Consider the following 23,673-nt stretch of genomic DNA (forward strand, 5'->3'; position numbering starts at 1 on the left):
TGCGCAACCATTGGCCTTGCGTCCTGTCCGAACGCCAACCGACTCCGGATGGTTTATGGTTGTCGAAGAACAAAATTTCGCAGCAGGAGAGAGGCATGCACCCGCGAGTTCTGGAAGTCACCGAGCGCCTGGTCGAGCGCAGCCGCAAGACGCGTGAGCGTTACCTGGCGATGATGGCCGCCGCCGCCAGCGAGGGGCCGCAGCGGGGCAAGCTGCAGTGCGCCAACTTCGCCCACGGCGTCGCCGGCTGTAATTCCGGCGAGGACAAGCAGAGCCTGCGCCTGATGAACGCGGCGAACGTGGCTATCGTCTCGGCGTACAACGACATGCTCTCGGCGCATCAGCCCTACGAGCACTTCCCGGAAATGATTCGCCAGGCGCTGCGCGAGATCGGCTCGGTCGGCCAGCACGCCGGCGGCGTGCCGGCAATGTGCGACGGCGTGACCCAGGGCGAGGCGGGCATGGAGATGAGCCTGGCCAGTCGCGAAGTGATCGCCATGAGCACGGCGGTCGCGCTGTCGCACAACATGTTCGACGCCGCGCTGATGCTCGGCATCTGCGACAAGATCGTCCCGGGCCTGATGATCGGCGCGCTGCGCTTCGGTCATCTGCCGACGATCTTCGTACCGGGTGGGCCCATGCCATCGGGCATCCCCAACAAGGAAAAGGCCGCGGTGCGCCAGCGCTACGCCGAAGGCAAGGCGAGCCGCGAGGAGCTGCTGGAATCGGAAATGAAGTCCTACCACAGCCCGGGCACCTGCACCTTCTACGGCACCGCCAACACCAATCAGGTGGTGATGGAGATCATGGGCCTGCACCTGCCGGGCTCCTCGTTCGTAAACCCTTACACGCCGCTGCGCGATGCGCTGACCCGCGAAGCCGCGCAGCAGGTCACGCGCCTGACCCATCAGGCTGGCAATTACACGCCGCTGTGCCAGGTGGTCGACGAGAAATCCATCGTCAACTCGGTGGTCGCGCTCAACGCCACCGGCGGTTCGACCAACCACACCCTGCATATTCCGGCATTCGCTCGTGCCGCTGGCATCCAGCTGACCTGGCAAGACATGGCCGATCTTTCCGAGGTGGTGCCGACGCTGGCCAAGGTCTATCCCAACGGCCAGGCCGACGTGAACCATTTCCATGCCTGCGGCGGCGTGCCCTTCATGGTGCGCACGCTGCTCGACGCCGGCTTGCTGCATGAGGATGTGCACACGGTGGTCGGCAAGGGCTTGCGCCGCTATATCCAGGAGCCGTTCCTCGACGGTGACAAGCTGGTCTGGCGCGATGGGCCCGCTCAGAGCCTGGACGAAACCATCCTGCGTCCGGCAGAGCGGCCCTTCTCCCCGGAGGGCGGCCTGCGCGTGCTGGAAGGCAACCTGGGGCGCGGCGTGACCAAGATCTCGGCCGTGGCGCCGGAGCATCGTGTGGTCGAGGCGCCGGCACGGGTGTTCATCGACCAGAGCGAGCTGGCAGCCGCTTTCAAGGCCGGCGAGCTGGAGCGCGATTTCATCGCCGTGGTGCGTTTCCAGGGGCCGAAGGCCAATGGCATGCCGGAGTTGCACAAGCTCACGCCCTTCCTTGGCGTGCTGCAGGACCGCGGCTACAAGGTGGCGCTGGTTACCGACGGGCGCATGTCCGGCGCCTCCGGCAAGGTGCCGGCGGCCATCCACGTCTGCCCGGAGGCGCTGGACGGTGGGCCGCTGGCGCTGGTCCGTGACGGCGACATCATCCGCGTCGATGGCGTGACCGGCGAGCTGCGGGCGCTGGTCGATCCGGACGAGTGGGACGCGCGGGAACCGGCGATTCGCCCTGAAGACATGGGCATCGGCTGTGGTCGCGAGTTGTTCGCCTTCATGCGCGCCTCGTTCAGCACGGCGGAGCAGGGCGCCAGCGCATTCACCGAGAGTCTGGAGGCGCTCAAGTGAAGACAGCGCTGGTTGGCGACATCGGTGGTACCAATGCACGCTTCGCGCTGTGGCGCGATCAGCGGATCGAGCAGATTCGCGTGCTGCCCACGGCAGACCATGCGCGTCCGGAGCTGGCAATCCGCGCCTACCTCGACGAAGTGGGCCAGCCGCTGGATGCGCTGGAAGCAGTATGCCTGGCCTGTGCCGGGCCGGTGAGCGGCGATCACTTCCGCTTCACCAACAACCACTGGCAGCTGAGCCGACAGGCGTTCTGCCGCGAACTGGGTCTGAAGGATCTGCTGCTGATCAACGACTTCACCGCCATGGCCCTCGGTATGACCCGGCTGCGCGATGACGAGCGCGTCACGGTCCGCGAGGGCGAGCCTGAACCGGGCCGGCCGCGTCTGGTCATAGGCCCCGGCACCGGGTTGGGGGTTGCCGGGCTGCTGCCGCTGGTGGGCGGCGGCTGGCGCGCCTTGCCGGGCGAGGGTGGGCATATCTGTCTGCCGATCGGCAGCGAGCGCGAGGCGGCGATCTGGGCGCAGCTGCACCGCGCACAGGGCCACGTGAATGCCGAAGCCGTGCTCAGCGGGCCGGGATTGCTGACGCTCTATCGTGCCTGTTGCGCGCTGGATGGCCGAGCGGCCGAACACGACTCTCCGGCCGAGATCACCAAGGCTGCGCTGGCTGGCGAACCGTACGCCGTGGCCGTGCTGGAGCAGTTCTGCCGCTGGCTTGGACGCATCGTCGGCGACAACGTGCTGACGCTCGGTGCACGCGGCGGGGTATATATCGTCGGCGGCGTGGTACCGCGCTTCGCCGAGTTCTTCATGCACAGCGGCTTTTGCGATGCCCTGTGCGAGAAGGGCCAAATGAGTGGCTATTTCGATCGCCTGCCGGTATGGCTGGTGACCGCGCCTTATCCGGGCCTGGAGGGCGCCGGCGTGGCGTTGCAATCGCTGCTGGAGGGCGTCTAGGCGGCTGGCAGGGAAGGGCGACGGGCGATCGGATAACAACAAGAAAAGGGACGTGACGTGAGCCAAGCAGGTAAGAACATCCTTCTGGTCGACGACGATCAGGAAATCCGCGAACTGCTGCAGACCTATCTCAGCCGCTCGGGCTTTCAGGTCCGCGGCGTGCCGGACGGCGCGCAGTTTCGCAGCGCGCTGTGCGCCGAACCGGCCGATCTGGTGATACTCGACGTGATGCTGCCCGACGAGGACGGCTTCAGTCTGTGCCGCTGGATTCGCCAGCACGAGCGGCTGGCCTCGATGCCAATCATCATGCTCACCGCCAGTTCCGACGAGGCCGACCGGGTGGTCGGTCTAGAGCTGGGCGCCGACGATTACCTCGGCAAGCCGTTCAGCCCACGCGAGCTGCTGGCGCGGATCAAAGCCCTGCTGCGACGGGTCAGCTTCGCCCAGGAGCGCGGCAGCGATGTGCTGGCCTTCGATGAATGGCGGCTGGACATGATCAGCCACCGGCTGTTCCACGCCGATGGCGAGGAAGTCTTTCTGTCCGGTGCCGATTTTGCGTTGCTCAAGCTGTTTCTCGATCATCCGCAGCAAATCCTCGACCGCGACACCATTGCCAACGCCACCCGCGGGCGCGAGGTGATGCCGCTGGAGCGCATCGTCGACATGGCGGTCAGTCGCCTGCGCCAGCGCCTGCGCGACACCGGCAAGTCGCCGCGGCTGATCCGCACGGTACGTGGCAGCGGTTACTTGTTGGCTACCCAGGTGACGCCGCACCATGAATCTGCGCACTGAGCGGCGGCGCCTGCGGCTGGTGCCGCGCTCGCTGCTCGGACGCATGCTGTTGCTGACCCTGCTCGCGGTGCTGCTGGCGCAAGGGCTGTCGAGCCTGATCTGGCTATCGCAGCTGCGCGCCAGCCAGATGGAGGGGCTGCTGGCCAGCGCTCGCAGCCTGGCGCAGTCGATGGGGGCGAGCGTCAGCTACTTCCGATCGCTGCCGCTCGGCTACCGCCCGCTGGTGCTCGACCAGCTGCGCAGCATGGGCGGCACGCGCTTCTTCGTCTCGCTCAACGACAAGCCGCTGGAGATGAAGATCCTGCCGGAGACGCCACGCAAGCGTGCGGTGCTGCACGAGGTGGAGCAGGTGCTGCGCCAGCGTCTGGGTGGCGCGGTGGACCTGACCATCGAGTTCGTCAGCCCGGACGATCTGCGCATCTTCAACAGCGGCATCAAGCTCGAGGAGCTGCCGCGCTCCTGGGCCCACTACGCGCTGGGCTTCGAACCGCTGGCGCCACCGGTGCTGGTGACGCAGATACAGATCGCGCCGCAGGAGTGGCTCTATCTCGCCTCGCTGATGCCGGCACCCTACGTCAGCCTGGAAGACGAGGGGCTGCCGGTGCAGCAGCTGTGGTTCATCGTGCTGACCAGCGCCTTCCTGCTGCTGTTCATCGGCCTGCTGGTGCGCTGGCAGAGCCGGCCATTGAAGCGCCTGGCCAAGGCGGCGCGAGAGCTGTCGGTGGGAGGCGAAGTGCGTCCGCTGGCCGAGATCGGTGCCAGCGAGATCGTCGAGGTCAGCCGCGCCTTCAACAACATGCGCGAGCGCATCAGCCGCTATCTGACCGAGCGCGGCCAGTTGTTCAGCGCGATTTCCCATGACCTGCGCACGCCCATCACGCGGCTGCGGCTGCGGGTCGAACTGCTGGAGGACGAGGCCCAGCAAGTCAAGTTCAACCGCGATCTCGACGAACTGGAGCTGCTGGTCAAGGGCGCCCTGCAGTGCGTGAAGGACACCGATATCCACGAGAACATCGAGGCCGTAGACCTCAATCTGTTGCTCGAACACATCGTCGAGCCGTACCAGGCCTGCGACCAGACCCGCGTGACCCTGGATGGACGCGCGCTGGCGACTTACCCCGGCAAACCGCTGGCACTCAAGCGCTGCATCGGCAACCTGCTGGACAACGCCCTGAAGTACGGCGAGCGCGCCCACCTGCACGTCGAGGATGGCAAGGAAGCGCTGGTGCTGCACGTCGACGACGAGGGGCCGGGTGTTCCGGAGCAGCGCCTGGAGCACGTTTTCGAACCCCATGTACGGCTCTCCGGCCAGCAGCAGGGCTACGGCCTGGGGCTGGGTATCGCGCGCAACATCGCTCACGCTCACGGCGGCGAGCTGAGCATGCGCAACCTGCAGCAGGGAGGGCTGAGGGTGACCCTCACACTACCGCGCTGAAGCCCGCCGGGCGTGCCTGTTACCTGTGGCGTGCCTTTGTAACCGGTTGGTGACCATCGGCCATCCCTTCGTTACCCAGTGTCCATTTTTCTGCGCATAGACTCGATCCATCGCAAGCGACCATGACTTGCCGGATAAAAACAAGAAGGTGCCCCTCCATGAATGCGATCCATCGTCTCGCTCTTTCCGTTTCCCTTGCCCTGCCATTGCTCGCCCACGCCGGCGAGGTCGAAGTCCTGCACTGGTGGACCTCCGGCGGCGAGAAGCGCGCCGCCGACACCCTGCAGAAGATGGTCGAGCAGAAAGGCCATACCTGGAAGGATTTCGCCGTCGCCGGTGGCGGTGGCGAGGCCGCCATGACCGTACTGAAAACCCGCGCCGTTTCCGGCAATCCGCCATCTGCCGCGCAGATCAAGGGCCCCGACATCCAGGAGTGGGGTGAACTCGGTCTGCTCGCCAACCTCGACGACACCGCCAAGGCCGAGCGCTGGGACGAGCTGCTGCCCAAGCAGGTCAGCAAGATCATGCAGTACGACGGTTCCTATGTGGCCGTGCCGGTCAACGTGCACCGGGTCAACTGGCTGTGGATCAACCCCGAGGTGTTCGAGAAGGCCGGCGCCACGACGCCGAAGACCCTCGACGAGTTCTTCGCCGCTGCCGAGAAGCTCAAGGCCGCCGGTTTCGTGCCGGTCGCCCACGGCGGCCAGCCGTGGCAGGACGGCACCGTGTTCGAGGGCTTCGTGCTCAGCATTCTCGGACCGGAGGATTACCACAAGGCATTCGTCGAGCTGGACGAGGACACCCTGACCGGCGACAAGATGGTCCAGGCGTTCACGGCGCTGAAGAAACTGCGTGACTACATAGACGCCGATGCCGCCGGTCGCGAGTGGAACCGCGCCACCGGCATGGTCATCGACGGCAAGGCCGGCATGCAGATCATGGGCGACTGGGCCAAGAGCGAGTTTACCGCCGCCAACAAGGTCGCGGGCAAGGACTACCAGTGCCTGCCGTTTCCCGGCACCCAGGGCAGCTTCACCTACAACATCGACTCCTTGGCGATGTTCAAGCTGAGCGACGATGACAACCGCAAGGCCCAGGAAGACCTGGCGCGCGCCGTGCTGCAGCCGGAGTTCCAGACCTTCTTCAACCAGAACAAGGGCTCCATCCCGGTTCGTCAGGACCAGGACATGAGCGAGTTCGACGCCTGCGCCCAGCAGTCGATGAAGGATTTCAAGGCGGCGGCCCAGGGCAGCGGCCTGCAACCCAGCCTGACCCACGGCATGGCCGCTTCGAGCTACGTGCAGGGCGCGGTGTTCGATGTCGTGACCAACTTCTTCAACGACCCCAAGGCCGACCCGCAAAAGGCGGCCAAGCAACTGGCGGCGGCAATCCAGGCCGTGCAGTAACGCCACGGGCGGACCACGTCCGCCCGGTTCCCGAAACGTGCGTCCCGGTACCTGCTTCGGCATGTGCCGCGGGCGACGACATCCCGGATTTCCATGAGGGATCACACCCATGAGCTCCATCGCGCTTCAAGCCAGGCCCGCCAAGGTCTCGCCGCTCGACGCCCTGCAGCGCTGGCTGCCGAAGCTGGTGCTGGCGCCGAGCATGCTGATCGTGCTGGTCGGCTTCTATGCCTACATCGGCTGGACCTTCCTGCTCTCGTTCACCAACTCACGCTTCATGCCCAGCTACAAATGGGCCGGTCTGCAACAGTACGAGCGCCTGTGGGACAACGATCGCTGGTGGGTCGCGAGCCAGAACCTGCTGGTATTCGGCGGCCTGTTCATCGCCATCAGCCTGTTCATTGGCGTGGTGCTCGCCGTACTGCTGGACCAGCGCATCCGCCGCGAAGGGCTGATTCGCACCATCTACCTGTACCCCATGGCGCTGTCGATGATCGTCACTGGCACCGCCTGGCAGTGGCTGCTCAACCCTGGCCTGGGGCTGGACAAGCTGCTGCGCGATTGGGGCTGGGAGGGCTTTCGCTTCGACTGGCTGGTGGACCCGGATCGGGTCATCTATTGCCTGGTGATCGCCGCCGTTTGGCAGGCTTCGGGCTTTGTCATGGCGCTGTTCCTCGCGGGTCTGCGCAGCGTCGATCAGTCGATCATCCGCGCCGCTCAGGTGGACGGTGCGAGCCTGCCGACCATCTACCTGCGCATCGTGCTGCCGAGCCTGCGTCCGGTGTTCTTCAGTGCGTTGATGATCCTGGCCCATATCGCCATCAAGAGCTTCGACCTGGTGGCGGCGATGACCGCCGGTGGCCCGGGTTATTCCAGCGATCTGCCGGCGATGTTCATGTACGCCCACACCTTCACCCGCGGCCAGATGGGCCTGGGTGCGGCGAGCGCCATGCTGATGCTCGGCGCGGTGATGGCGATCATCGTGCCCTACCTGTACTCCGAGCTGAGGAGCAAGCGCCATGTCTGATTTCGCGCAACCGCGCCTGACGCTCGGGCGCCTGACCATCCACGCTACGCTGCTGCTGGCTTGCGCCGTCTACCTGGTGCCGCTGATCGTGATGTTGCTGACCAGCTTCAAGACACCGGAAGACATCCGTACCGGCAACCTGCTGAGCTGGCCGGAGGCGTTCACGGCCATGGGCTGGCTGACCGCCTGGGATGCCGTCGGTGGCTACTTCTGGAACTCGGTGAAGATCGTCATCCCGGCGGTGCTGATCTCCACCGCGCTGGGCGCCATCAACGGCTACGTGCTGTCGATGTGGCGCTTCCGCGGCTCGCAGCTGTTTTTCGGTCTGCTGCTGTTCGGCTGCTTCCTGCCGTTCCAGGTGATCCTGCTGCCGGCGTCCTTCACGCTCGGCAAGCTGGGCCTGGCCAATACCACCACCGGTCTGGTGCTGGTGCACGTGGTATACGGCCTGGCGTTCACCACACTGTTCTTCCGCAACTTCTACGTCAGCGTGCCGGAAGCGCTGGTGCGGGCGGCACGGCTGGATGGCGCCGGTTTCTTTACCATCTTCGGGCGCATCCTGCTGCCGATGTCGGTACCGATCATCATGGTCTGCCTGATCTGGCAGTTCACCCAGATCTGGAACGACTTCCTCTTCGGCGTGGTGTTCGCCAGCGGCGATACCCAGCCGGTCACCGTGGCGCTGAACAACCTGGTGAACACCAGCACCGGCGCCAAGCAATACAACGTAGACATGGCCGCCGCGATGATCGCCGGCCTGCCCACGCTGGTGGTCTACGTGATCGCCGGCAAGTACTTCCTGCGCGGGCTGACTGCCGGCGCCGTCAAGGGTTGAGGAGAACAACGATGGCTTCCCTGGAACTGCGCAACGTTCAAAAGAGTTATGGCAACAGCCAGATCGCAACGCTCAAGGACATCGCGCTGAAGATCGACGCCGGTGAGTTCCTGATTCTCGTCGGCCCCTCCGGCTGCGGCAAATCCACCCTGATGAACTGCATCGCCGGGCTGGAGAACATCACCGGCGGCGAGATCCTCGTCGATGGCGAGGACATCAGCCAGGCCAGCCCGAAGGATCGCGACATCGCCATGGTGTTCCAGTCCTACGCGCTCTATCCGACCATGAGCGTGCGCGACAACATCGCCTTCGGCCTGAAGATGCGCAAGGTGCCGGCGGCGAAGATCGAGGAGGAGGTGGCGCGGGTCGCCAAGCTGCTGCAGATCGAGCCGCTGCTGGAACGCAAGCCGTCGCAACTGTCCGGCGGCCAGCAGCAGCGCGTGGCCATGGGCCGGGCGCTGGCACGGCGGCCGAAGATCTATCTGTTCGACGAGCCGTTGTCGAACCTCGACGCCAAGCTGCGGGTGGAGATGCGCACAGAGATCAAGCTGATGCACCAGCGGCTGAAAACCACCACGGTGTATGTCACCCATGACCAGATCGAGGCAATGACCCTCGGCGACAAGGTCGCGGTGATGAAGGACGGTGTGATCCAGCAGTTCGGTACCCCCCACGAGATCTACAACAACCCGGCCAACCTGTTCGTCGCGAGCTTCATCGGCTCGCCGCCGATGAACTTCGTGCCGCTGCGCATTCGTCAGCGTGACGGCCGCTGGGTGGGCGTGCTCAACAGCGAGCAGGGCAGTTGCGAGCTGCCGCTGCCGATCACCAGTGACGAAGGTCTGCGTGATCGCGAACTCATCCTCGGCATTCGCCCTGAACAGATCGGCCTCGCCGGAGTCGGAACAGCTGATTTTTCGCTGGCGGTCGACATCGAAGTGGTCGAACCCACCGGGCCAGACACCCTGGTGGTGTTCACGCTGAATCAGGTCAAGGCCTGTTGCCGGTTGATGCCGGACCAGGCTCCGCGAGTGGGGGAGACGCTCAATCTGCAGTTCGATCCGCGCAAGGCGCTGCTCTTCGATGCCCAGACCGGCGAGCGGCTTGGCGTTGTGCAGCCGGAGCCGGTGCGCGAGAGCAAGGTCACCCGGCTGGTTTCCAACGGAGCGGGCACAGCGCAGTGAACTTCCGCCTGCCTTGCCAGCAGGCGGTCGATGAAAGTGGACGGTTACAGGAATGAACAGAGCCGACTGGCTCGATCCAGCGATCAATAACAACAAAAGCGGAGTGGATGATGAAAAAAACACTGACAGCCCTGGGCGTTGCCAGCGCCATTGCGGGTCTGAGCCTGCCTCTCGGCGCCCATGCTCTGGAGTTCACCGGTTACATGCGCAGCGGGGTCGGCGAATCGGTCAACAGCGATTCGCAGTCCTGCTTCCAGTTGCCCGGTGCGCCGAGCAAGTACCGCCTGGGTAATGAGTGCGAGCAATACGCCGAGCTCGATCTGCGCCAGGACCTCTACACCTTCGCCGACGGCTCGGTGCTGAGCCTGGAAGGCATGGCAGCGCTCTACAACCAGTACAACCACACCCCGGAGTTCACCGGCGACCACGGCTGGGCACGGATGGTCCAGGCCTACGCCGAGTGGAGCAAGGTGCCGGCGTTGTACAACGGCTCGCTATGGGCGGGCCGTCGTTTCTACAAGCGTAACGACATCCACATCTCCGACTTCTACTACTGGAACCAGAGCGCCACCGGTGCCGGTGTCGAGGACATGGAAATCGGCGGACTGAAGTACAGCTATGCCTTCTCGCGCAAGGACAGCGTGTTCCAGAAGGAGTACGTCTCTCGCCACGATTTCAACGTCGGCGGCTTCGACAGCAACCCCGGCGGCGAGCTGGAGTTCGGCCTGAGCTACCTCGACAAGCCCAGCCGTGATGATGCCAACAGCGGTTGGGCGGTGACGGTGCAGCACGTGCAGGCCGACTTTCTCGGTGGCAAGAACACCCTGGCGCTGCAGTACGGCGAGGGCCCGGGCACCGGCCTCGGCTACACCGGCGACGTCACCCTGGACGACAGCGCCAAGAGCTGGCGGGTGGTTGAGTACTTCGACTGGCAGGTGACGCCGCGATTCGGCGGCCAATTTCAGGTGGTCTATCAGAAGGACAAGCGCGATGACGGTGGTGACCAGGACTGGTGGTCGGTGGGCGCACGTCCGGTCTATGCCTTCAGCGAGCAGTTCAAGCTCGTTGCCGAGGTTGGCCATGACCAGATCGACGCCACCGACGGCACGCGCAAGCTGAGCAAGTTCACCATTGCGCCGACCTGGTCACCCGCCGGTCCTGGCTTCTGGGCACGGCCGGAGTTCCGCCTGTACTACACCTACGCCAGCTGGAACGACGCGGCACAACGGGCGGCCAGCGTGATGGCTGAAGGCTCGGCGCTGTCGGATACCGGTGCGTTCGGCAACGCTCGCCACGGTTCGAACTTCGGCGTGCAAGTGGAGCACTGGTGGTAACTGGTTAGCGGGTCGCCATCCAGATCAGCAGGCCGGCCTGGAACAGCGCCAGCGCAATCAGGCAAACGATAGTGAATCGCAGCGCACCGTCCTCACGACGGAAGCGGGCGATTCGCTCCTGCAGATCGCGGATCTGGTTTTCCTGCGCCTGCAGGTTGCGGTCGGCCTGCTCCAGCATGGCGGCTGCCTCCTGCAGCTCGACGACCTGGACCTTCTCGCCGTTCCAGTCTGCTCGCAGGCTGCTGACCCGCGGCGCGCCGTAGCTCGCCTTGCCCGCCTGATCCTTCGGGTAGTCGACATCGAAGCCCTGGGTGCGCAGGCAGTGGTCGCGGCGCAGCCGCTGATCATCGCTCGTCACATCCTTGGGCAGCGAGCCGCCCTCGACCAGGTAGTGACCCCAGCGCTTCTGCGCCCAGGCCGCGCCCTGGGCCAGCAGGAAACGGCCGAGGCCACGATTCACCGGCTCCAGTTGCAACCCGCTGTCCGGACCGAAGCGCAGTTCCTTGCTGCGGTGATCGGCCCATACCTCCAGCACGTTGCTTTTGCGCGAGCGCACCTGCCCCGGAATGTTGATGAACATCCGCAGCAGGCTCTGCTCGGGCGTGTGGCGTTCCAGCTGCGCCAGCTCGACGAAGCGCAGCGGGCGTGCGCCGCCGTCGCGTTCGGTGGGCAGTGGCGCCAGGCGTAGCAGGCGGAAGCGGTCGGGCTTGAGCTCCGCCCACGGATGCTTCGGCGCTGCCGGCTGGTCTTTTTCAGTGCTCTGGATGGTTTCGCTGTCGGTCATCTGCGCGTTCCTGGGCCTGCGCGGCGGCTCGTTCAGGAGCCAATCGGGCCCTCGTCATGCGGGCTATCGGCAGCGCGGCGCCTAACTGGAGGCTGGCAGGATGCCATTGGCCTGGAGGAAGCGCCGGATACGTTCCTGCAAGCCCCAGGCGAGCGGCAGATCGGGGGCGTCATAGGAGGCCAGCTGTTGCGCATCCGCCGGCACGATGCGCAGCACATGGTTCATGCCATCGACCAGCGCCAGTTCGGCGTCGGGCTTGGCACGCTGCAGGGCTTCGGCGTCCTCGATGCCGACCTGGATGTCGTGGCGGCCCTGGATGATCAGCGCGGGTGTCTCGACGGCCGCGAAGACCTCGGCCGGGTCGTAGGCGAACAGCGAAATCAGGTACGGCTGCACGCTGGGACGGAACAGCACCTGCAACGGCTCCGGCACTTCGGCGTGGGTTCGGCCGGCCTTGAGCTCGTCGATCAGGAAATGACTGGTGGCGAGCAGTGCTGGTGGTAGGCGGCCCTGCAGTTGCTCGCGCAGCACCTCGTCAATCGGCCGGCCGCTGCCGGCGATGCTGATCAGCGCCGCGGCGCCCGACTTCGGCGCGGCGAGACTGGCGATCAGCGCGCCTTCGCTGTGACCAACGAGGATCAGCTGGCCGAAACGGGGATCGCCCTTGAGCTTCGCGCTCCAGGCCAGCGCATCGCTGACATAGCCCTCCACACTGAGGTGGCGCTCGTCCGGTGCGGCCGCCAGGCTGGCGCCGACGCCGCGCTTGTCGTAGCGCAGGCTGGCCACGCCCAGTTTGGCCAGGCCCTGGGCCAGGCGTTTGAGGCTGTCGTTGCGCCCGGCCGGGTTGTTGCCGTCGCGGTCGGTCGGACCGGAGCCTGCGATCAGCAGCGCTACCGGTACTGGCTGGTCGCTCTTGGGCAGCAACAGACTGCCCTGCAGCACGCCGCTGCCGGTATCCAGGTTCAGGGTCTGGTTGAGCAGGGTCTGCGCCTGCAGGAAAGAAGGGGACATGGTCAGTAGCAGCAGTATCAGCAGGGCACGCATGGAAGGATTTCGTTGGCCACAGAGCAGGTTGGACGCGGCAATCGACGCGAAGGTCAGTATGCGCCGGCAACAGGAGCGATGACACCTTAGCAGCCTCAGGTATACTTCCGGCCCCTGTTTTTCGGTCGATCGCGGAGCGTCCTGCATGTCCGGCAATACCTACGGCAAGCTGTTCACCGTCACCACTGCCGGCGAAAGCCATGGTCCTGCGCTGGTGGCCATCGTCGACGGTTGCCCGCCCGGGCTGGAGCTGTCGCTGGACGATCTGCAGCGCGACCTCGACCGCCGCAAGCCGGGTACCAGCCGGCACACCACGCAGCGCCAGGAGGCCGACGAGGTGGAAATCCTTTCCGGTGTGTTCGAAGGCAGGACCACGGGTTGCCCGATCGGCCTGCTGATCCGCAACACCGACCAGAAGTCCAAGGACTACTCGGCGATCAAGGACCAGTTCCGCCCGGCCCATGCCGATTACACCTATCACCACAAGTACGGCCTGCGCGACTACCGCGGCGGTGGCCGCTCCTCGGCGCGCGAGACCGCCATGCGTGTCGCCGCCGGTGCCATCGCCAAGAAGTACCTGGCGACGCTGGGCATTCAGGTGCGTGGCTACATGAGCCAGCTCGGGCCGATCGAAATCCCGTTCAAGACCTGGGACAGCGTCGAGCAGAACGCCTTCTTCAGCCCCGACCCGGACAAGGTGCCGGAGCTGGAGGCCTACATGGACCAGCTGCGTCGCGATCAGGATTCGGTGGGCGCGAAGATCACCGTGGTCGCCGAGGGCGTGCCGCCGGGCCTCGGCGAGCCGATCTTCGACCGCCTGGATGCGGAACTAGCCCACGCGCTGATGAGCATCAACGCGGTCAAGGGCGTGGAAATCGGCGCCGGTTTCGCCTCGGTGGCCCAGCGTGGCACCGAGCATCGCGACGAGCTGACCCCGCAGGGCTTTCTGTCCAACAATGCCGGCGGCATCCTCGGGGGCATTTCCTCGGGTCAGCCGATCGTCGCCCATCTGGCGCTCAAGCCGACGTCCAGCATCACCACGCCCGGTCGCTCCATCGACGTGAACGGCGAGGCGGTGGACGTGATCACCAAGGGTCGCCACGACCCCTGCGTCGGCATCCGTGCCACGCCGATCGCCGAGGCCATGATGGCCATCGTGCTGCTGGATCACCTGCTGCGCCACCGCGCACAGAATGCCGATGTGCAGGTGACGACGCCGGTGCTGGGTCAGCTTTGAGCGGCCATTCGGAGCGCGGCGCGCCGGCGTTGACGCCGCGCGCTGCAAACTGAACGCCTGTTGCCATGACCGCTTCGCTCCCTTACTGGCGCCTCTCCGGGTTCTATTTCTCCTACTTCGCGCTGCTCGGTTCGACGGCGCCGTTTCTCGGCCTGTATTTCGCCCATCTGGGCTTCTCGCCGGAGCGCATCGGCGAGCTGATCGCCATTCCCATGCTGATGCGCTGCGTGGCGCCGAACCTCTGGGGCTGGTTGGGCGACGTCAGCGGCCGCCGGCTGGAGATCGTCCGCCTTGGCGCACTGTGCACGCTGCTGTCCTTCGGCCTGATCTTCTTCGACAAGAGCTTCGCCTGGCTGGCGCTGGTGATGGCCCTGCACGCCTTCTTCTGGCATGCCGTGCTGCCGCAATTCGAGGTCATCACCCTGGCGCATCTGCACGAGCAGCCCGAGCGCTACAGCCAGGTACGGTTGTGGGGCAGCATCGGCTTCATCCTGGCGGTGGTGGGGCTTGGGCTGCTGTTCCAGCGGTTGAGTCTGGACCTGTATCCGACCGCTGTCGCTGCGGTGATGCTGGGCATCGTGCTGAGCAGTGTCTGGGTCCCGAACGCGCAACCGCGCCAGCGCGCCGAGTCGGACGGGCAGGGCGGGTTTCTCGCTCAACTGCGCCGTCCCGGGGTACTGGCCTTCTACGGCTGCGTGGCGTTGATGCAGCTGGCCCATGGGCCGTACTACACCTTTTTCAGCATCCACCTGGAAGCACTGGGCTACAGCCGCAGCTTTATCGGCCTGATGTGGGCGCTGGGCGTGGTCGCGGAAATCCTGCTGTTCCTGGTCATGGCGCGTCTGCTCGAGCGCTTCTCGCTGCGCCAGGTGCTGCTGGCCAGCTTCCTGATCGCCGCCCTGCGCTGGGTATTGCTCGGGCAGTTCGCCGAGCACCTGGCCGTGCTGCTGATCGCGCAGCTGATGCACGCGGCGACCTTCGGCAGTTTCCACGCCGCCGCCATTCACTTCGTCCAGCGCAGTTTCGGTCATCGCCAGCAGGGCCAGGGTCAGGCGCTGTATGCCAGCCTGTCCGGCATCGGTGGAGCGCTGGGTGCGCTCTACGCAGGCTACGCCTGGTCTGGCCTCGGGCCGGGCTGGTCGTTCGCCATCGCCAGCCTGGCGGCGCTGGCCGCAGCCGTTATCATTGCTTGGCGTTTGCAGGAGGACCGGGCATGACTGTCGCATTCGAATTTTTCGACTGCCAACTGAAAATGCGCGCTCTGCACAACAGATGAATTCCAGCTGTCCGGGTAACCGGTCAGACGACCCTTTCGGAGAGCCGAACATGAGTGTCCTCAGCGTCTATCACGAGTCCCGCCCCGACCAGCCGCTCAAGGTGCTGACCCACCTCGAAGACATCGCCCCGACGCTGGCCCAGATTGGCGTACAGCTGGAGCGCTGGGAAGCCGGCGCGCCGGTTGCTGCTGGCGCCAGCCAGGAAGAGGTGATCGCCGCCTACCGGCCCCAGATCGACCGGCTGATGTCCGAACGCGGCTACCTCACAGTCGATGTCATCAGCGTGACCCGCGACCATCCGCAGAAGGAAGAACTGCGCGCGAAGTTCCTCGATGAGCATCGCCATGCCGAGGACGAGGTGCGCTTCTTCGTCGCCGGGCGCGCACTGTTCAGTCTGCATATCGACGACATGGTCTACGCCGTGCTGTGCGAGAAGAACGACCTGATCACCGTACCCGGCGGCACGCGTCACTGGTTCGACATGGGCGAAGAGCCGCACTTCGTCGCCATTCGCCTGTTCGGCAATCCGGACGGCTGGGTTGCCGAGTTCACTGGCGAACGCATCGCCGACCAGTTCCCTCGACTGGATGACTGATACGTCGACCATGGCCATCGACACCGGTGCAGGCGCAGACATGACCGTCAGCAGCTTTGCCCGGTCGATCCGACGCGCTGCTGAGGCGCTCTGGCACGCTAACTGAACCCTGCCGCCGCGCTGGCATCCTAAATTAGGTACCCACCCAAACAGGAGCGTACCCATGGGAGATGCATTCGGCGGTATTTTCGGCCTGCTCATCCTGATACTGGATATCTGGGCAATCATCAGCATCGTTCGCAGCGACAGCACCACTGGCAAGAAAGTGCTCTGGGTTCTGCTGATCATCATCCTGCCGGTGCTCGGCCTGATCATCTGGGGAATCATGGGCCCGCGCGGCAATCGCCCCGATGCACGCGGACCATATCGGTAAGCGCTAATGGAAAGCCTGAGCGCTCCGCTGGCCATCGCGGTGCTGGTGCTGGATGTGCTCGCCATCGCGCATGTCTGGCGCAGCCCCATCGAGACTGGCCGCAAGGTCATATGGTCGCTGGTCATCGTATTGCTGCCGGTGGTCGGCCTGATCATGTGGGCGGTGGCGGCCGGGCCGTTCGGCAAAGCGCGGCTGTGAAGCATGCGTGGCAGTGGCTTGCTGTTCGCTGTGCTGCTGCTCGTCTCTGTCCCGGGAGAGGCGGACGATGACGAAGCCTGGCAGGCATTACGCGAAGGCCGTGCGCTGTTGATACTGCGCCACGCCAATGCGCCAGGGCTGGGCGATCCGCCCGGCTTCAGACTCTCCGACTGCAGCACCCAGCGTAATCTCGATGAGCGCGGCCGAGCCCAGGCCCAACGCTGGGGCGCGCTGTTGCGCGATAGAGGCCTGGCCGAGGTACGGCTTTTGAGCAGCCGCTGGTGCCGCGCCCTGGAGACGGCCGAGCAGATGGCGCTCGGCCCGGTCGAGCCGCTGCCTGCGCTGGATTCCTTCTTCGCCTCGCCGGCCAGCGAGGGACGGCAGACCGTTGAGCTGCGCGAAGTCTTGGCCGGGCTGGAGGCCGGTGAGGTGGCGATATTGGTCAGCCATCAGGTCAACATCACTGCGCTGACCGGCATCTTTCCGCAGTCGGGCGAGGGGCTGATCCTGGCTCTGCCGCTGGCCGTACCTCCGCAGATCCTGGCGCGCGTCCCGCCGCCTTAGCCTTACCGTCAGCCGCCCTTGGCGTAGTTGTCCCAGATGTGGATCGCCGCGTAGGCACGCCATGGGCGCCAGGCTTCGGCGCGTGCGGCCAGTGCCTTGGCGGTCAGCCCATCCGCTCCCCAGAGCGGCGCCTTGAGCAAACCGAGATCGGCACTGGGAAAGGCATCCGCCACGCCGAAGCCGCGCAGCGCGATGTATTCGGCGGTCCAGGGGCCAATGCCCGGCAGCTCGCACAGGCGCCGGACCAGCGTGTCGGCGCCATCCCCTACGTGCAGGTGCAACGCGCCCTCGGCCACGGCGGCGGCCAGCCGGCGCAGCGCCTGGGCGCGCTTGGCGGGCATGCCAATGGCCTCCAGCGGGTCGTCGGCGATCGCCTGCGCGGTGGGAAATAGCATCTCCAGTCCGGCTGGCGCCTGTGGCAACGGCTCGCCGAGGCGCTCGACGATACGGCGCGTAATGGTCACGGCCGCCTTGACGGTGACCTGCTGACCGACGATCGCGCGCACGGCCTGCTCGAATGGATCGTAGGCCGCTGGCAGGCGCAGGCCGGGTTGAGCTGCGACCAGTGGGCCGAGCGCCGGGTCGCTGGCGAAATGCGTGGCGATCGCCTGCGGGTCGGCGTCCAGGTCGAACATCTTGCGCACCTGGGCTACCAGTGGCTGGGTGGCGTGCAGCAGCGAGTCGCTGAGGGTGAGTTCGAGCACGGGGCGGTCGTCGGCAGCATTGACGCTGAGCCAGCCGCAGGCCTCACCGAGGCGCAGCGTACGGGCATAGCCGCGTGGCTCCAGGCGCTCCACACCTGGCAGAAGACGCAGGGCGAAGTGGCGGTGGAATTGTTGCCAGTCCCAGGGCTCGAGGTAGGGCAGGTGAATGGTTTCGCTCATTTCCAGACCCTAGCGTCTGCGCGTCGCTTTGTCGTCCCTAAGTGTGCTTTCGAACCCCCATGGTTCCTCCTGTCATCTAGGCCACCGTAGAATGCGCCTCTTTTCGGTGGGCGATTCATCGCCCGTCCCCAGCCAGCTTGCAGACGTCGCGGCGTTGCGCGATGCCTGCCAAGGGAGACAGCCATGAGCGACTTTCAGGAAACTCTCTACGAGGGATACGGGCAGCGATTCCATATCGACAAGCTGCTGCACGAGGTGCACACCGAGCACCAGCATCTGGTGATCTTCGAGAACCCGCGCATGGGCCGCGTCATGGCTCTCGATGGGGTGATCCAGACCACCGAGGCCGACGAATTCGTCTACCACGAGATGCTCGCCCATGTGCCGATCCTGGCCCACGGCCTGGCGCGCCGGGTGCTGATCATCGGTGGTGGCGACGGCGGCATCCTGCGCGAAGTGGCGCGCCATCGCGACATCGAGAGCATCACCCTGGTCGAGGTAGACGGCGCAGTGGTGGAGATATGCAGGGAATTCCTGCCGAACCATTCGGCCGGGACCTTCGATGATCCGCGGCTGAAGCTGGTGATCGATGACGGCATGCACTTCCTGGCGGAAACCGAGGAGAAGTTCGACGTCATCATTTGCGATGCCACCGATCCCGTCGGCCCGGGTGAGGCGCTATTCTCCGAGAACTTCTACCAGGCGTGCCGGCGCTGCCTGAACGAGGGCGGTATCCTGGTCGCCCAGAACGGCACGCCGTTCCTGCAACTGGGCGCGGTGCAGACCACCGCCAAGCGCATGCAAGGTCTGTTCGCCGACTGGCATTTCTATCAGGCTGCGGTGCCGACCTACATTGGCGGTGCGATGACCTTCGCCTGGGGCGCCAGCAATGCCGAGAGCCGCAAGCTGCCGCTGGAAACCCTGATGCAGCGCTATAGCGGCAGCGGCATCGTGACCCGTTATTACAACCCGCACGTGCACATCGCCGCCTTCGCGCTGCCGCAGTACGTGCTACATGCGATCGCCAAGCCCAGCAACGACTGATCGCGCACGGCGCATCGCCCCTCGAGCGGCCCGCCCGGCAACGGTGCGGGCCGTTTTGTGTTCCGCGGTCCGGTTGAACTGCCACATGTCTCGCGGGTTCTACTGATGAAGCCCGCGACCCTGGCGCGCGGTGGCGTCGAGCCATCGAGCCCGTGCAGTCAGGTCCCTGGCCTGCTAGCTTGTCACTGTGGACATCGTCCACGTCTCTTCGACTAGCTGTTGCGACTCCCGTTTGCCCGATGTCTCGACGACGGAGCCGATCTCCCGCTGAGCTCGTGGCAACTTCATCCAGGTATGAGAGGAGGTTGAATCATGAGCACCACCTTCCATGAGGATGTCAGCAGCACCGTTCTGCGCCGGATGAAAGAGGGCGGTTTCGATTTCGCCCGTGTGCATCCCATCGAGTTCTACGCGGTATTCCCGGAACGGGACCGTGCCCAGATCGCCGCCGAGAACTTCCGTGGTGAAACCATCAACACCCAGGTCTTTCCGCGCGAGGACGGAAGCTGGAATCTGCAGGTCAGCAAGGTGATGTACGCGACGTTCGACGGCATCGGCGACTTCGAGCAGGATCTGGAGGATCTGGTCGAACCCCTCGGTGGGGTGCTCGATGGCTGGGGCGTCACCCAGGAAATCGAAAGCCAGAGCCTCTGATCGTCACTCCCTTTTCAAATCGCTATTGAGCGCCTGGTCCCATGGCGGGACCGGGCCGAAGCGGGATTTGAGAAACTCCAGCAGCAGTCGGGTCCGCGAGTCGGCCTCGCGTGTCAGGCGCAGGGCATAGATGCCGCTGGCTTCCGGTTGCGGCAGTCCGCTTTCGCAGAACAGCGGAAGCAGTTCGCCGCGCAGCAACTGATCGCTGATCAGCCAGGTCGGCAGGTGAGCGATGCCGAGCCCGGCCAGCGCTCCGGCCAGTAGCGCCTCGGCATTGTTCGCCACCATCCGCAAGCGTCCGGGACGCAGCAGGCGCGGCTTGCCGTCGCGCTCGAAGCGCCAGGCATGCGGCGGAGCCAGCGCGTCCCAGTCGAGCCCGTCATGCTCGGGAAGCTCCTCCGGCTGCAACGGCAGGCCACGACGTTCCAGGTAGGCCGGGCTGGCGCAGACGATCCGCACCATCGGTGCCAGCGGCGTGGCGACCAGCCGCGTGTCGGCCAGCGGACCGATGCGCAACACCAGATCCACTTCCCCCAGATGTTCACCTTGCAGATCGACGAAGCTGTCGATCAGCCGCAGCTGGATATCTACACCTGGATAGGCCTGCAGGAACTCAGCCAGCGCCGGCGCCAGGTGCCGACGCCCGAATGGCGCAGGGGCGTCGATGCGGATCCGACCTTCCGGTGCGCTGTCCAACGACGTCGCTTCGGCACGCGCCAGATGCAGTTCCTGCACGATGCGCCGGGCGCGCTCGGCAAAGGCCAGTGCCGCAGGCATCGCCCGCACGGCATGGGTGCTGCGGCTGAACAGCTGACCGCCGAGGGCCTGCTCCAGTGCATCGATACGCCGTGCCACGGCAGAGGGCGTGAGGCCATGCCGGCGCGCAGCAGCGGAGAAGCTGCCGCATTCCAGCACGTCGAGGAAGAGTTCGAGTTGAGCGGAAAGGGCGTCTGGCAGCATTGGCGACTCTGCTTGTGCGTAAAGTGCAAAGCCATTGTGCGCGGCTGTGCGTATCGACGCCAGCCGTAGCGGCGTAGCATTCGCGTTCTCTCTGACAATGGAACGCGCATATGCTGCTGGACATCGGGCTGAACATTCTGCTGGGACTGGCGTTGGGCACGCTTGGCGGACTGTTCGGCATTGGCGGCGGGCTGATCGCGATTCCGGTGCTGGGCGTGCTCTTCGGATTGGATCAGCAACTGGCCCAGGGTACGGCGCTGGTGATGGTGGTGCCCAACGTGCTGCTCGCCATCTGGCGCTACCATCAGCGCAACCGCATCGACTGGCGCCACGCCGCAGCGCTGGCCGGAGCCAGTTTTGTCTTCGCCATTCTCGGCGCGGGCGTGGCGGTCTCGCTGGACGCCGGCCGCATGCGCCTGGCGTTCGTTGGCTTTCTCTTGGCCCTGGCGGCCTACAACCTGCTGCGTGTGTTTCTGCGGCCAGCGCCCGGTAACGGTCAGCTGCGTCATTCCTGGCCATGGCTCAGCGTCCTCGGCGCAGGGGCGGGGGCGGCGGGCGGGCTGTTCGGCGTGGGCGGTGCGGTGATCGCCACACCGATTCTGACCAGCGTATTCGGCACTTCGCAGGTGGTTGCCCAGGGGCTGTCACTGGCACTGGCGGCGCCGAGCACCGGCGTTACCCTGGTGACCTACGCACTGCATCACCAGGTCAACTGGCTGCTGGGCTTGCCGCTAGCCGTTGGCGGCCTGCTCAGCATCAGCCTGGGCGTGCGCCTCGCCCATGCGCTGCCGGAGCATCTGCTGCGCCTGCTGTTCAGCGGTTTCCTGGTGACCAGTGCGGTGCTGCTGGCGCTGGAAAGCTGAGCAGTTTCAGCCCGTCAGGCCGAGTAGGGCGCCGCCGAGCGCACCGGTGATTACCACCAGCCACGGCGGCAGCTTCCAGTAGCTCAGTGCGGCGAAGGCCAGCACGGCAAGGATGAAGTGTTCCGCGGCCTTGATCGCGCTGGTCCAGACCGGGTCGTACAGCGCCGCCAGCAGCAGCCCGACCACGGCGGCATTGATGCCCGCCAGCGCCGCCTGGCTGCGGCGGTTGCCGCGCAGCCGTTCCCAGAATGGCAAGGCGCCGAATACCAGCAGGAAGGAGGGTGCGAACACGGCGACCAGGCAGATGGCTGCGCCGAGCCAGCCGCTGGGGCCGGTGTTCATCGACGCGCCGAGAAACGCGGCGAAGGTGAACAGCGGACCGGGTACGGCCTGAGCCGCGCCATAACCGGCGAGGAAGGCGTCGTTGTCGACCCAGCCGGACGGCACCACTTCGGCCTGCAGCAGCGGCAGCACCACGTGGCCGCCACCGAACACCAGCGCACCGGTGCGATAGAACGCATCGATCTGCGCCAGCGCCTGGCTGCCGCTGACGCCGGCCAGCACGGGCAGCAGCACCAGCAGCGCAAAGAACGCAAACAGGGCAGATAGCGCGGTGCGCGTTTTGATGCGCACGGGCAAATTGGGGGTTGCCTCGCCTGGCGTCGGGCGGAACGCCAGCAATCCGATCAGCCCCGCGACGATGATGATTGCCACCTGGCTCCAGACGAAGGGCAGCAGCAACACGGCGCTTGCTGCGCCGAGCATGATCGCAACACGCGGCCCGTCGCTGCACAGCGAGCGTGCCATGCCCCACACGGCCTGCGCGACGACCGCCACCGCCACGACCTTCAGGCCCTGGATGAACCCGCCGGGCAGGGCGTCGCCCCAGCGGGCGATGCCCAGAGCGAACAGCGTCAGCGCGACGGCCGAGGGCAGCGTGAAGCCGGCCCAGGCCGCCAGCGAGCCACGATAACCGCCGCGCAGCAGGCCGATCGCCAGGCCGACCTGGCTGCTGGCAGGGCCGGGAAGGAACTGGCAGAGCGCAACCAGATCGGCATAGCCGCGCTCGTCCAACCAGCGGCGGCGCGCGACGAATTCGTCGCGAAAGTAGCCCAGATGCGCCACCGGGCCGCCAAAGGAGGTCAGCCCCAGACGCAGGAAGATCAGGAAGATGGTCCAGGTTTTCAGGGGATCGGCGGCGGGGCGTTGGGCGTCGAAGGACATGTGGGGATGGGCTGATCTGCAAGGGTTGAGTCGGGCGAAAATTCTAGCCGGCGATTGTGTCAGGCCGATGACGCGCGTGTCGCTTCGCCATTGTGTGGCCAGTCGTCCGCCACGAGGAACAGCCGTTCCTGCTCCAGCCAGTCGCCGGATGCGTCAGGTTCGAGACGCACCATCAGCTGCGCCCGCGTTCGGGCCGGATGGCCCGCCAGCCATTCGGCAAGGCGGCTGACGCTCCACAGCTCGCTGTGCGCGATGCGTGCTGCGGCCAGCCAGGCCGCGCGGGGCAGCGGTTGCCAGACGGTGTCGGGCATCGCAGCCTGATAGCCAGGCCAGTCGGACTGACGCAGCCAGCGACCGCGCAGATGTCGAGGATTGGCTCCATGAGGCAGGGCGTAACCCTGTGGCCAGGGCTGGAACAGGTAACCGCTGAGCCAGAAGCTGCTCTGTACCTCGCGCCCGGTGAGTTCGGCGAGCACGGCCTGTGTCGCCGGCTGGTTGCACAGGGGCAGCTGGTGCTGGCACAGATGGGCGAGCTTGAGATCCAGGCGGTCATGATTGCCCGGACCGAGCCAGTGGGCGTGCTGGCTGCCGTCGCCGGGGCCGAAGCCCAGATAGAGCTTTATCGCCAGCTCCAGATGGTGCACGCCCTGATCATCGCAGAACAGCAGGTCCAGCTCGCCGAGGGTGCTGCCGTTCTGGCGGATCGGCAGGTTGGCCGCAAGCAGCTGGATATCGGGTGCCTGGCAAAGCGCGTACTGCCAGAGACGCTCGTAGTACAGACCCAGGCGGCGATTGCTGCGCTGCGACAGCCAGGCCTCGAGCATCGATGGTTCGGCATCCTGGCTCAGCAGCCAGGCGGCCAGCAGCTCGGGTTCGCGATGCCAGCGGCTCGCAGTTAGAGGATGGCGCTGGCGCAGCGGCGCTTCGCTCAGCAATGCTGGCGACAGCAGCGTCCAGGCGAGATCGCGCACCTGTGGATGGCGAAGCAGGCTGGACAGCTCGGCAAGACTGATCGGGTTCATGTCAGCAGCATAGCCGTCGGTTTGCCGCCGGTTCGACGTTTCGCCGATAATCC

General features: G+C 65.7%; 24 protein-coding genes. 18 read left to right on the forward strand and 6 right to left on the reverse strand.

Going from position 1 to position 23,673, the window contains the following annotated elements; genetic code table 11:
• Positions 1-95 precede the first annotated feature (95 nt).
• The 9 genes from edd to ACX1DW_RS04140 all read left to right on the forward strand — a co-directional run bounded on the left by edd (position 96) and on the right by ACX1DW_RS04140 (position 10,897).
• Complete coding sequence (edd, locus tag ACX1DW_RS04100; protein WP_458992832.1) at positions 96-1,925, forward strand: phosphogluconate dehydratase; 1,830 nt, start codon at positions 96-98, stop codon at positions 1,923-1,925.
• On the forward strand, positions 1,922-2,884 hold the full coding sequence (locus ACX1DW_RS04105) for a glucokinase (protein ID WP_458992833.1): 963 nt from the start codon (positions 1,922-1,924) through the stop codon (positions 2,882-2,884). Before edd ends, ACX1DW_RS04105 begins: the two co-directional genes overlap by 4 nt.
• 57 nt (positions 2,885-2,941) lie before the next feature.
• Positions 2,942-3,676, forward strand: a complete 735-nt coding sequence (locus ACX1DW_RS04110) for a response regulator (RefSeq protein WP_063540451.1) — start codon at positions 2,942-2,944, stop codon at positions 3,674-3,676.
• Positions 3,660-5,111: an ATP-binding protein gene (locus tag ACX1DW_RS04115; RefSeq protein ID WP_011913556.1), complete on the forward strand. Its 1,452-nt coding sequence runs from the start codon at positions 3,660-3,662 to the stop codon at positions 5,109-5,111. Before ACX1DW_RS04110 ends, ACX1DW_RS04115 begins: the two co-directional genes overlap by 17 nt.
• 158 nt (positions 5,112-5,269) lie before the next feature.
• Positions 5,270-6,517, forward strand: a complete 1,248-nt coding sequence (locus ACX1DW_RS04120; RefSeq protein WP_458992834.1) for an ABC transporter substrate-binding protein — start codon at positions 5,270-5,272, stop codon at positions 6,515-6,517.
• A 109-nt stretch (positions 6,518-6,626) separates the two neighbouring features.
• The gene (locus ACX1DW_RS04125; RefSeq protein ID WP_458992835.1) at positions 6,627-7,544 is read left to right on the forward strand and encodes a carbohydrate ABC transporter permease; all 918 of its coding nucleotides are present in this window, start codon (positions 6,627-6,629) and stop codon (positions 7,542-7,544) included.
• Positions 7,537-8,379, forward strand: coding sequence for a carbohydrate ABC transporter permease (locus tag ACX1DW_RS04130; protein WP_013983051.1), 843 nt, complete (start codon positions 7,537-7,539; stop codon positions 8,377-8,379). Before ACX1DW_RS04125 ends, ACX1DW_RS04130 begins: the two co-directional genes overlap by 8 nt.
• An 11-nt stretch (positions 8,380-8,390) precedes the next feature.
• The gene (locus tag ACX1DW_RS04135) at positions 8,391-9,563 is read left to right on the forward strand and encodes an ABC transporter ATP-binding protein (protein WP_458992836.1); all 1,173 of its coding nucleotides are present in this window, start codon (positions 8,391-8,393) and stop codon (positions 9,561-9,563) included.
• 110 nt (positions 9,564-9,673) lie between these two features.
• Positions 9,674-10,897 carry a carbohydrate porin gene (locus ACX1DW_RS04140; RefSeq protein ID WP_458992837.1) on the forward strand — a complete coding sequence of 408 codons (1,224 nt, stop codon included), beginning with the start codon at positions 9,674-9,676 and terminating at the stop codon, positions 10,895-10,897.
• Between the two features lie 4 nt (positions 10,898-10,901).
• On the opposite strand, the gene ACX1DW_RS04145 is transcribed toward ACX1DW_RS04140, so the two are convergent.
• Both ACX1DW_RS04145 and ACX1DW_RS04150 read right to left on the reverse strand, forming a co-directional pair.
• Positions 10,902-11,681 carry a hypothetical protein gene (locus ACX1DW_RS04145; RefSeq protein ID WP_156243930.1) on the reverse strand — a complete coding sequence of 260 codons (780 nt, stop codon included), beginning with the start codon at positions 11,679-11,681 and terminating at the stop codon, positions 10,902-10,904.
• A gap of 81 nt (positions 11,682-11,762) precedes the next feature.
• Positions 11,763-12,725, reverse strand: a complete 963-nt coding sequence (locus tag ACX1DW_RS04150; protein ID WP_458992838.1) for an alpha/beta hydrolase — start codon at positions 12,723-12,725, stop codon at positions 11,763-11,765.
• A 145-nt stretch (positions 12,726-12,870) separates the two neighbouring features.
• On the opposite strand from ACX1DW_RS04150, the gene aroC reads away from it, so the two are divergent.
• The 6 genes from aroC (at position 12,871) to ACX1DW_RS04180 (ending at position 16,969) form a co-directional block, all read left to right on the forward strand.
• Positions 12,871-13,962: a chorismate synthase gene (gene aroC, locus ACX1DW_RS04155; protein WP_208216205.1), complete on the forward strand. Its 1,092-nt coding sequence runs from the start codon at positions 12,871-12,873 to the stop codon at positions 13,960-13,962.
• A gap of 65 nt (positions 13,963-14,027) precedes the next feature.
• On the forward strand, positions 14,028-15,179 hold the full coding sequence (locus ACX1DW_RS04160) for an MFS transporter (RefSeq protein ID WP_458992839.1): 1,152 nt from the start codon (positions 14,028-14,030) through the stop codon (positions 15,177-15,179).
• Positions 15,180-15,288: 109 nt separating this feature from the next.
• Positions 15,289-15,834 carry a 1,2-dihydroxy-3-keto-5-methylthiopentene dioxygenase gene (locus ACX1DW_RS04165; RefSeq protein ID WP_458992840.1) on the forward strand — a complete coding sequence of 182 codons (546 nt, stop codon included), beginning with the start codon at positions 15,289-15,291 and terminating at the stop codon, positions 15,832-15,834.
• A 163-nt stretch (positions 15,835-15,997) separates the two neighbouring features.
• A complete protein-coding gene (locus ACX1DW_RS04170; RefSeq protein WP_063540440.1) occupies positions 15,998-16,207 on the forward strand; it encodes a PLD nuclease N-terminal domain-containing protein in 210 nt (69 codons plus the stop codon).
• A 6-nt stretch (positions 16,208-16,213) separates the two neighbouring features.
• The gene (locus tag ACX1DW_RS04175; protein WP_063540439.1) at positions 16,214-16,405 is read left to right on the forward strand and encodes a PLD nuclease N-terminal domain-containing protein; all 192 of its coding nucleotides are present in this window, start codon (positions 16,214-16,216) and stop codon (positions 16,403-16,405) included.
• Between the two features lie 3 nt (positions 16,406-16,408).
• Complete coding sequence (locus ACX1DW_RS04180; protein WP_458992841.1) at positions 16,409-16,969, forward strand: histidine phosphatase family protein; 561 nt, start codon at positions 16,409-16,411, stop codon at positions 16,967-16,969.
• 8 nt (positions 16,970-16,977) lie between these two features.
• Here the strand turns inward: ACX1DW_RS04180 and ACX1DW_RS04185 are convergent, their stop codons facing one another.
• Positions 16,978-17,853: a DNA-3-methyladenine glycosylase family protein gene (locus ACX1DW_RS04185; protein WP_458992842.1), complete on the reverse strand. Its 876-nt coding sequence runs from the start codon at positions 17,851-17,853 to the stop codon at positions 16,978-16,980.
• Positions 17,854-18,036: 183 nt separating this feature from the next.
• On the opposite strand from ACX1DW_RS04185, the gene speE reads away from it, so the two are divergent.
• Positions 18,037-18,897, forward strand: a complete 861-nt coding sequence (gene speE / locus ACX1DW_RS04190; protein ID WP_458992843.1) for a polyamine aminopropyltransferase — start codon at positions 18,037-18,039, stop codon at positions 18,895-18,897.
• 312 nt (positions 18,898-19,209) lie between these two features.
• Positions 19,210-19,551 (forward strand): ribonuclease E inhibitor RraB, encoded by a 342-nt coding sequence (locus tag ACX1DW_RS04195; protein WP_063540435.1) that lies wholly within the window; start codon positions 19,210-19,212, stop codon positions 19,549-19,551.
• 3 nt (positions 19,552-19,554) lie between these two features.
• Here ACX1DW_RS04195 and ACX1DW_RS04200 read toward each other — a convergent pair whose 3' ends face one another.
• Complete coding sequence (locus ACX1DW_RS04200) at positions 19,555-20,511, reverse strand: LysR family transcriptional regulator (RefSeq protein WP_063540434.1); 957 nt, start codon at positions 20,509-20,511, stop codon at positions 19,555-19,557.
• 110 nt (positions 20,512-20,621) lie between these two features.
• Between ACX1DW_RS04200 and ACX1DW_RS04205 the strand changes: the two genes are divergently transcribed.
• Complete coding sequence (locus ACX1DW_RS04205) at positions 20,622-21,374, forward strand: sulfite exporter TauE/SafE family protein (RefSeq protein WP_133456783.1); 753 nt, start codon at positions 20,622-20,624, stop codon at positions 21,372-21,374.
• Positions 21,375-21,380: 6 nt separating this feature from the next.
• On the opposite strand, the gene chrA is transcribed toward ACX1DW_RS04205, so the two are convergent.
• Together chrA and ACX1DW_RS04215 are read right to left on the reverse strand one after the other, a co-directional pair.
• A complete protein-coding gene (chrA, locus tag ACX1DW_RS04210) occupies positions 21,381-22,598 on the reverse strand; it encodes a chromate efflux transporter (RefSeq protein WP_458992844.1) in 1,218 nt (405 codons plus the stop codon).
• A 59-nt stretch (positions 22,599-22,657) separates the two neighbouring features.
• On the reverse strand, positions 22,658-23,620 hold the full coding sequence (locus ACX1DW_RS04215; protein ID WP_458992845.1) for a DUF1853 family protein: 963 nt from the start codon (positions 23,618-23,620) through the stop codon (positions 22,658-22,660).
• Positions 23,621-23,673 lie beyond the last annotated feature (53 nt).

The organism is Stutzerimonas sp. KH-1 (assembly GCF_054483855.1).

What these genes read in the sequence shown, in the direction of transcription:
- edd (WP_458992832.1), top strand. Translation starts at nt 96, where the DNA reads ATGCACCCGCGAGTTCTGGAAGTCACCGAGCGCCTGGTCGAGCGCAGC.
- ACX1DW_RS04115 (WP_011913556.1), top strand. Translation starts at nt 3,660, where the DNA reads ATGAATCTGCGCACTGAGCGGCGGCGCCTGCGGCTGGTGCCGCGCTCG.
- ACX1DW_RS04120 (WP_458992834.1), top strand. Translation starts at nt 5,270, where the DNA reads ATGAATGCGATCCATCGTCTCGCTCTTTCCGTTTCCCTTGCCCTGCCA.
- ACX1DW_RS04125 (WP_458992835.1), top strand. Translation starts at nt 6,627, where the DNA reads ATGAGCTCCATCGCGCTTCAAGCCAGGCCCGCCAAGGTCTCGCCGCTC.
- ACX1DW_RS04130 (WP_013983051.1), top strand. Translation starts at nt 7,537, where the DNA reads ATGTCTGATTTCGCGCAACCGCGCCTGACGCTCGGGCGCCTGACCATC.
- ACX1DW_RS04135 (WP_458992836.1), top strand. Translation starts at nt 8,391, where the DNA reads ATGGCTTCCCTGGAACTGCGCAACGTTCAAAAGAGTTATGGCAACAGC.
- ACX1DW_RS04140 (WP_458992837.1), top strand. Translation starts at nt 9,674, where the DNA reads ATGAAAAAAACACTGACAGCCCTGGGCGTTGCCAGCGCCATTGCGGGT.
- ACX1DW_RS04145 (WP_156243930.1), bottom strand. Translation starts at nt 11,681, where the DNA reads ATGACCGACAGCGAAACCATCCAGAGCACTGAAAAAGACCAGCCGGCA.
- ACX1DW_RS04150 (WP_458992838.1), bottom strand. Translation starts at nt 12,725, where the DNA reads ATGCGTGCCCTGCTGATACTGCTGCTACTGACCATGTCCCCTTCTTTC.
- aroC (WP_208216205.1), top strand. Translation starts at nt 12,871, where the DNA reads ATGTCCGGCAATACCTACGGCAAGCTGTTCACCGTCACCACTGCCGGC.
- ACX1DW_RS04160 (WP_458992839.1), top strand. Translation starts at nt 14,028, where the DNA reads ATGACCGCTTCGCTCCCTTACTGGCGCCTCTCCGGGTTCTATTTCTCC.
- ACX1DW_RS04165 (WP_458992840.1), top strand. Translation starts at nt 15,289, where the DNA reads ATGAGTGTCCTCAGCGTCTATCACGAGTCCCGCCCCGACCAGCCGCTC.
- ACX1DW_RS04170 (WP_063540440.1), top strand. Translation starts at nt 15,998, where the DNA reads ATGGGAGATGCATTCGGCGGTATTTTCGGCCTGCTCATCCTGATACTG.
- ACX1DW_RS04175 (WP_063540439.1), top strand. Translation starts at nt 16,214, where the DNA reads ATGGAAAGCCTGAGCGCTCCGCTGGCCATCGCGGTGCTGGTGCTGGAT.
- ACX1DW_RS04180 (WP_458992841.1), top strand. Translation starts at nt 16,409, where the DNA reads ATGCGTGGCAGTGGCTTGCTGTTCGCTGTGCTGCTGCTCGTCTCTGTC.
- ACX1DW_RS04185 (WP_458992842.1), bottom strand. Translation starts at nt 17,853, where the DNA reads ATGAGCGAAACCATTCACCTGCCCTACCTCGAGCCCTGGGACTGGCAA.
- speE (WP_458992843.1), top strand. Translation starts at nt 18,037, where the DNA reads ATGAGCGACTTTCAGGAAACTCTCTACGAGGGATACGGGCAGCGATTC.
- ACX1DW_RS04195 (WP_063540435.1), top strand. Translation starts at nt 19,210, where the DNA reads ATGAGCACCACCTTCCATGAGGATGTCAGCAGCACCGTTCTGCGCCGG.
- ACX1DW_RS04200 (WP_063540434.1), bottom strand. Translation starts at nt 20,511, where the DNA reads ATGCTGCCAGACGCCCTTTCCGCTCAACTCGAACTCTTCCTCGACGTG.
- ACX1DW_RS04205 (WP_133456783.1), top strand. Translation starts at nt 20,622, where the DNA reads ATGCTGCTGGACATCGGGCTGAACATTCTGCTGGGACTGGCGTTGGGC.
- chrA (WP_458992844.1), bottom strand. Translation starts at nt 22,598, where the DNA reads ATGTCCTTCGACGCCCAACGCCCCGCCGCCGATCCCCTGAAAACCTGG.
- ACX1DW_RS04215 (WP_458992845.1), bottom strand. Translation starts at nt 23,620, where the DNA reads ATGAACCCGATCAGTCTTGCCGAGCTGTCCAGCCTGCTTCGCCATCCA.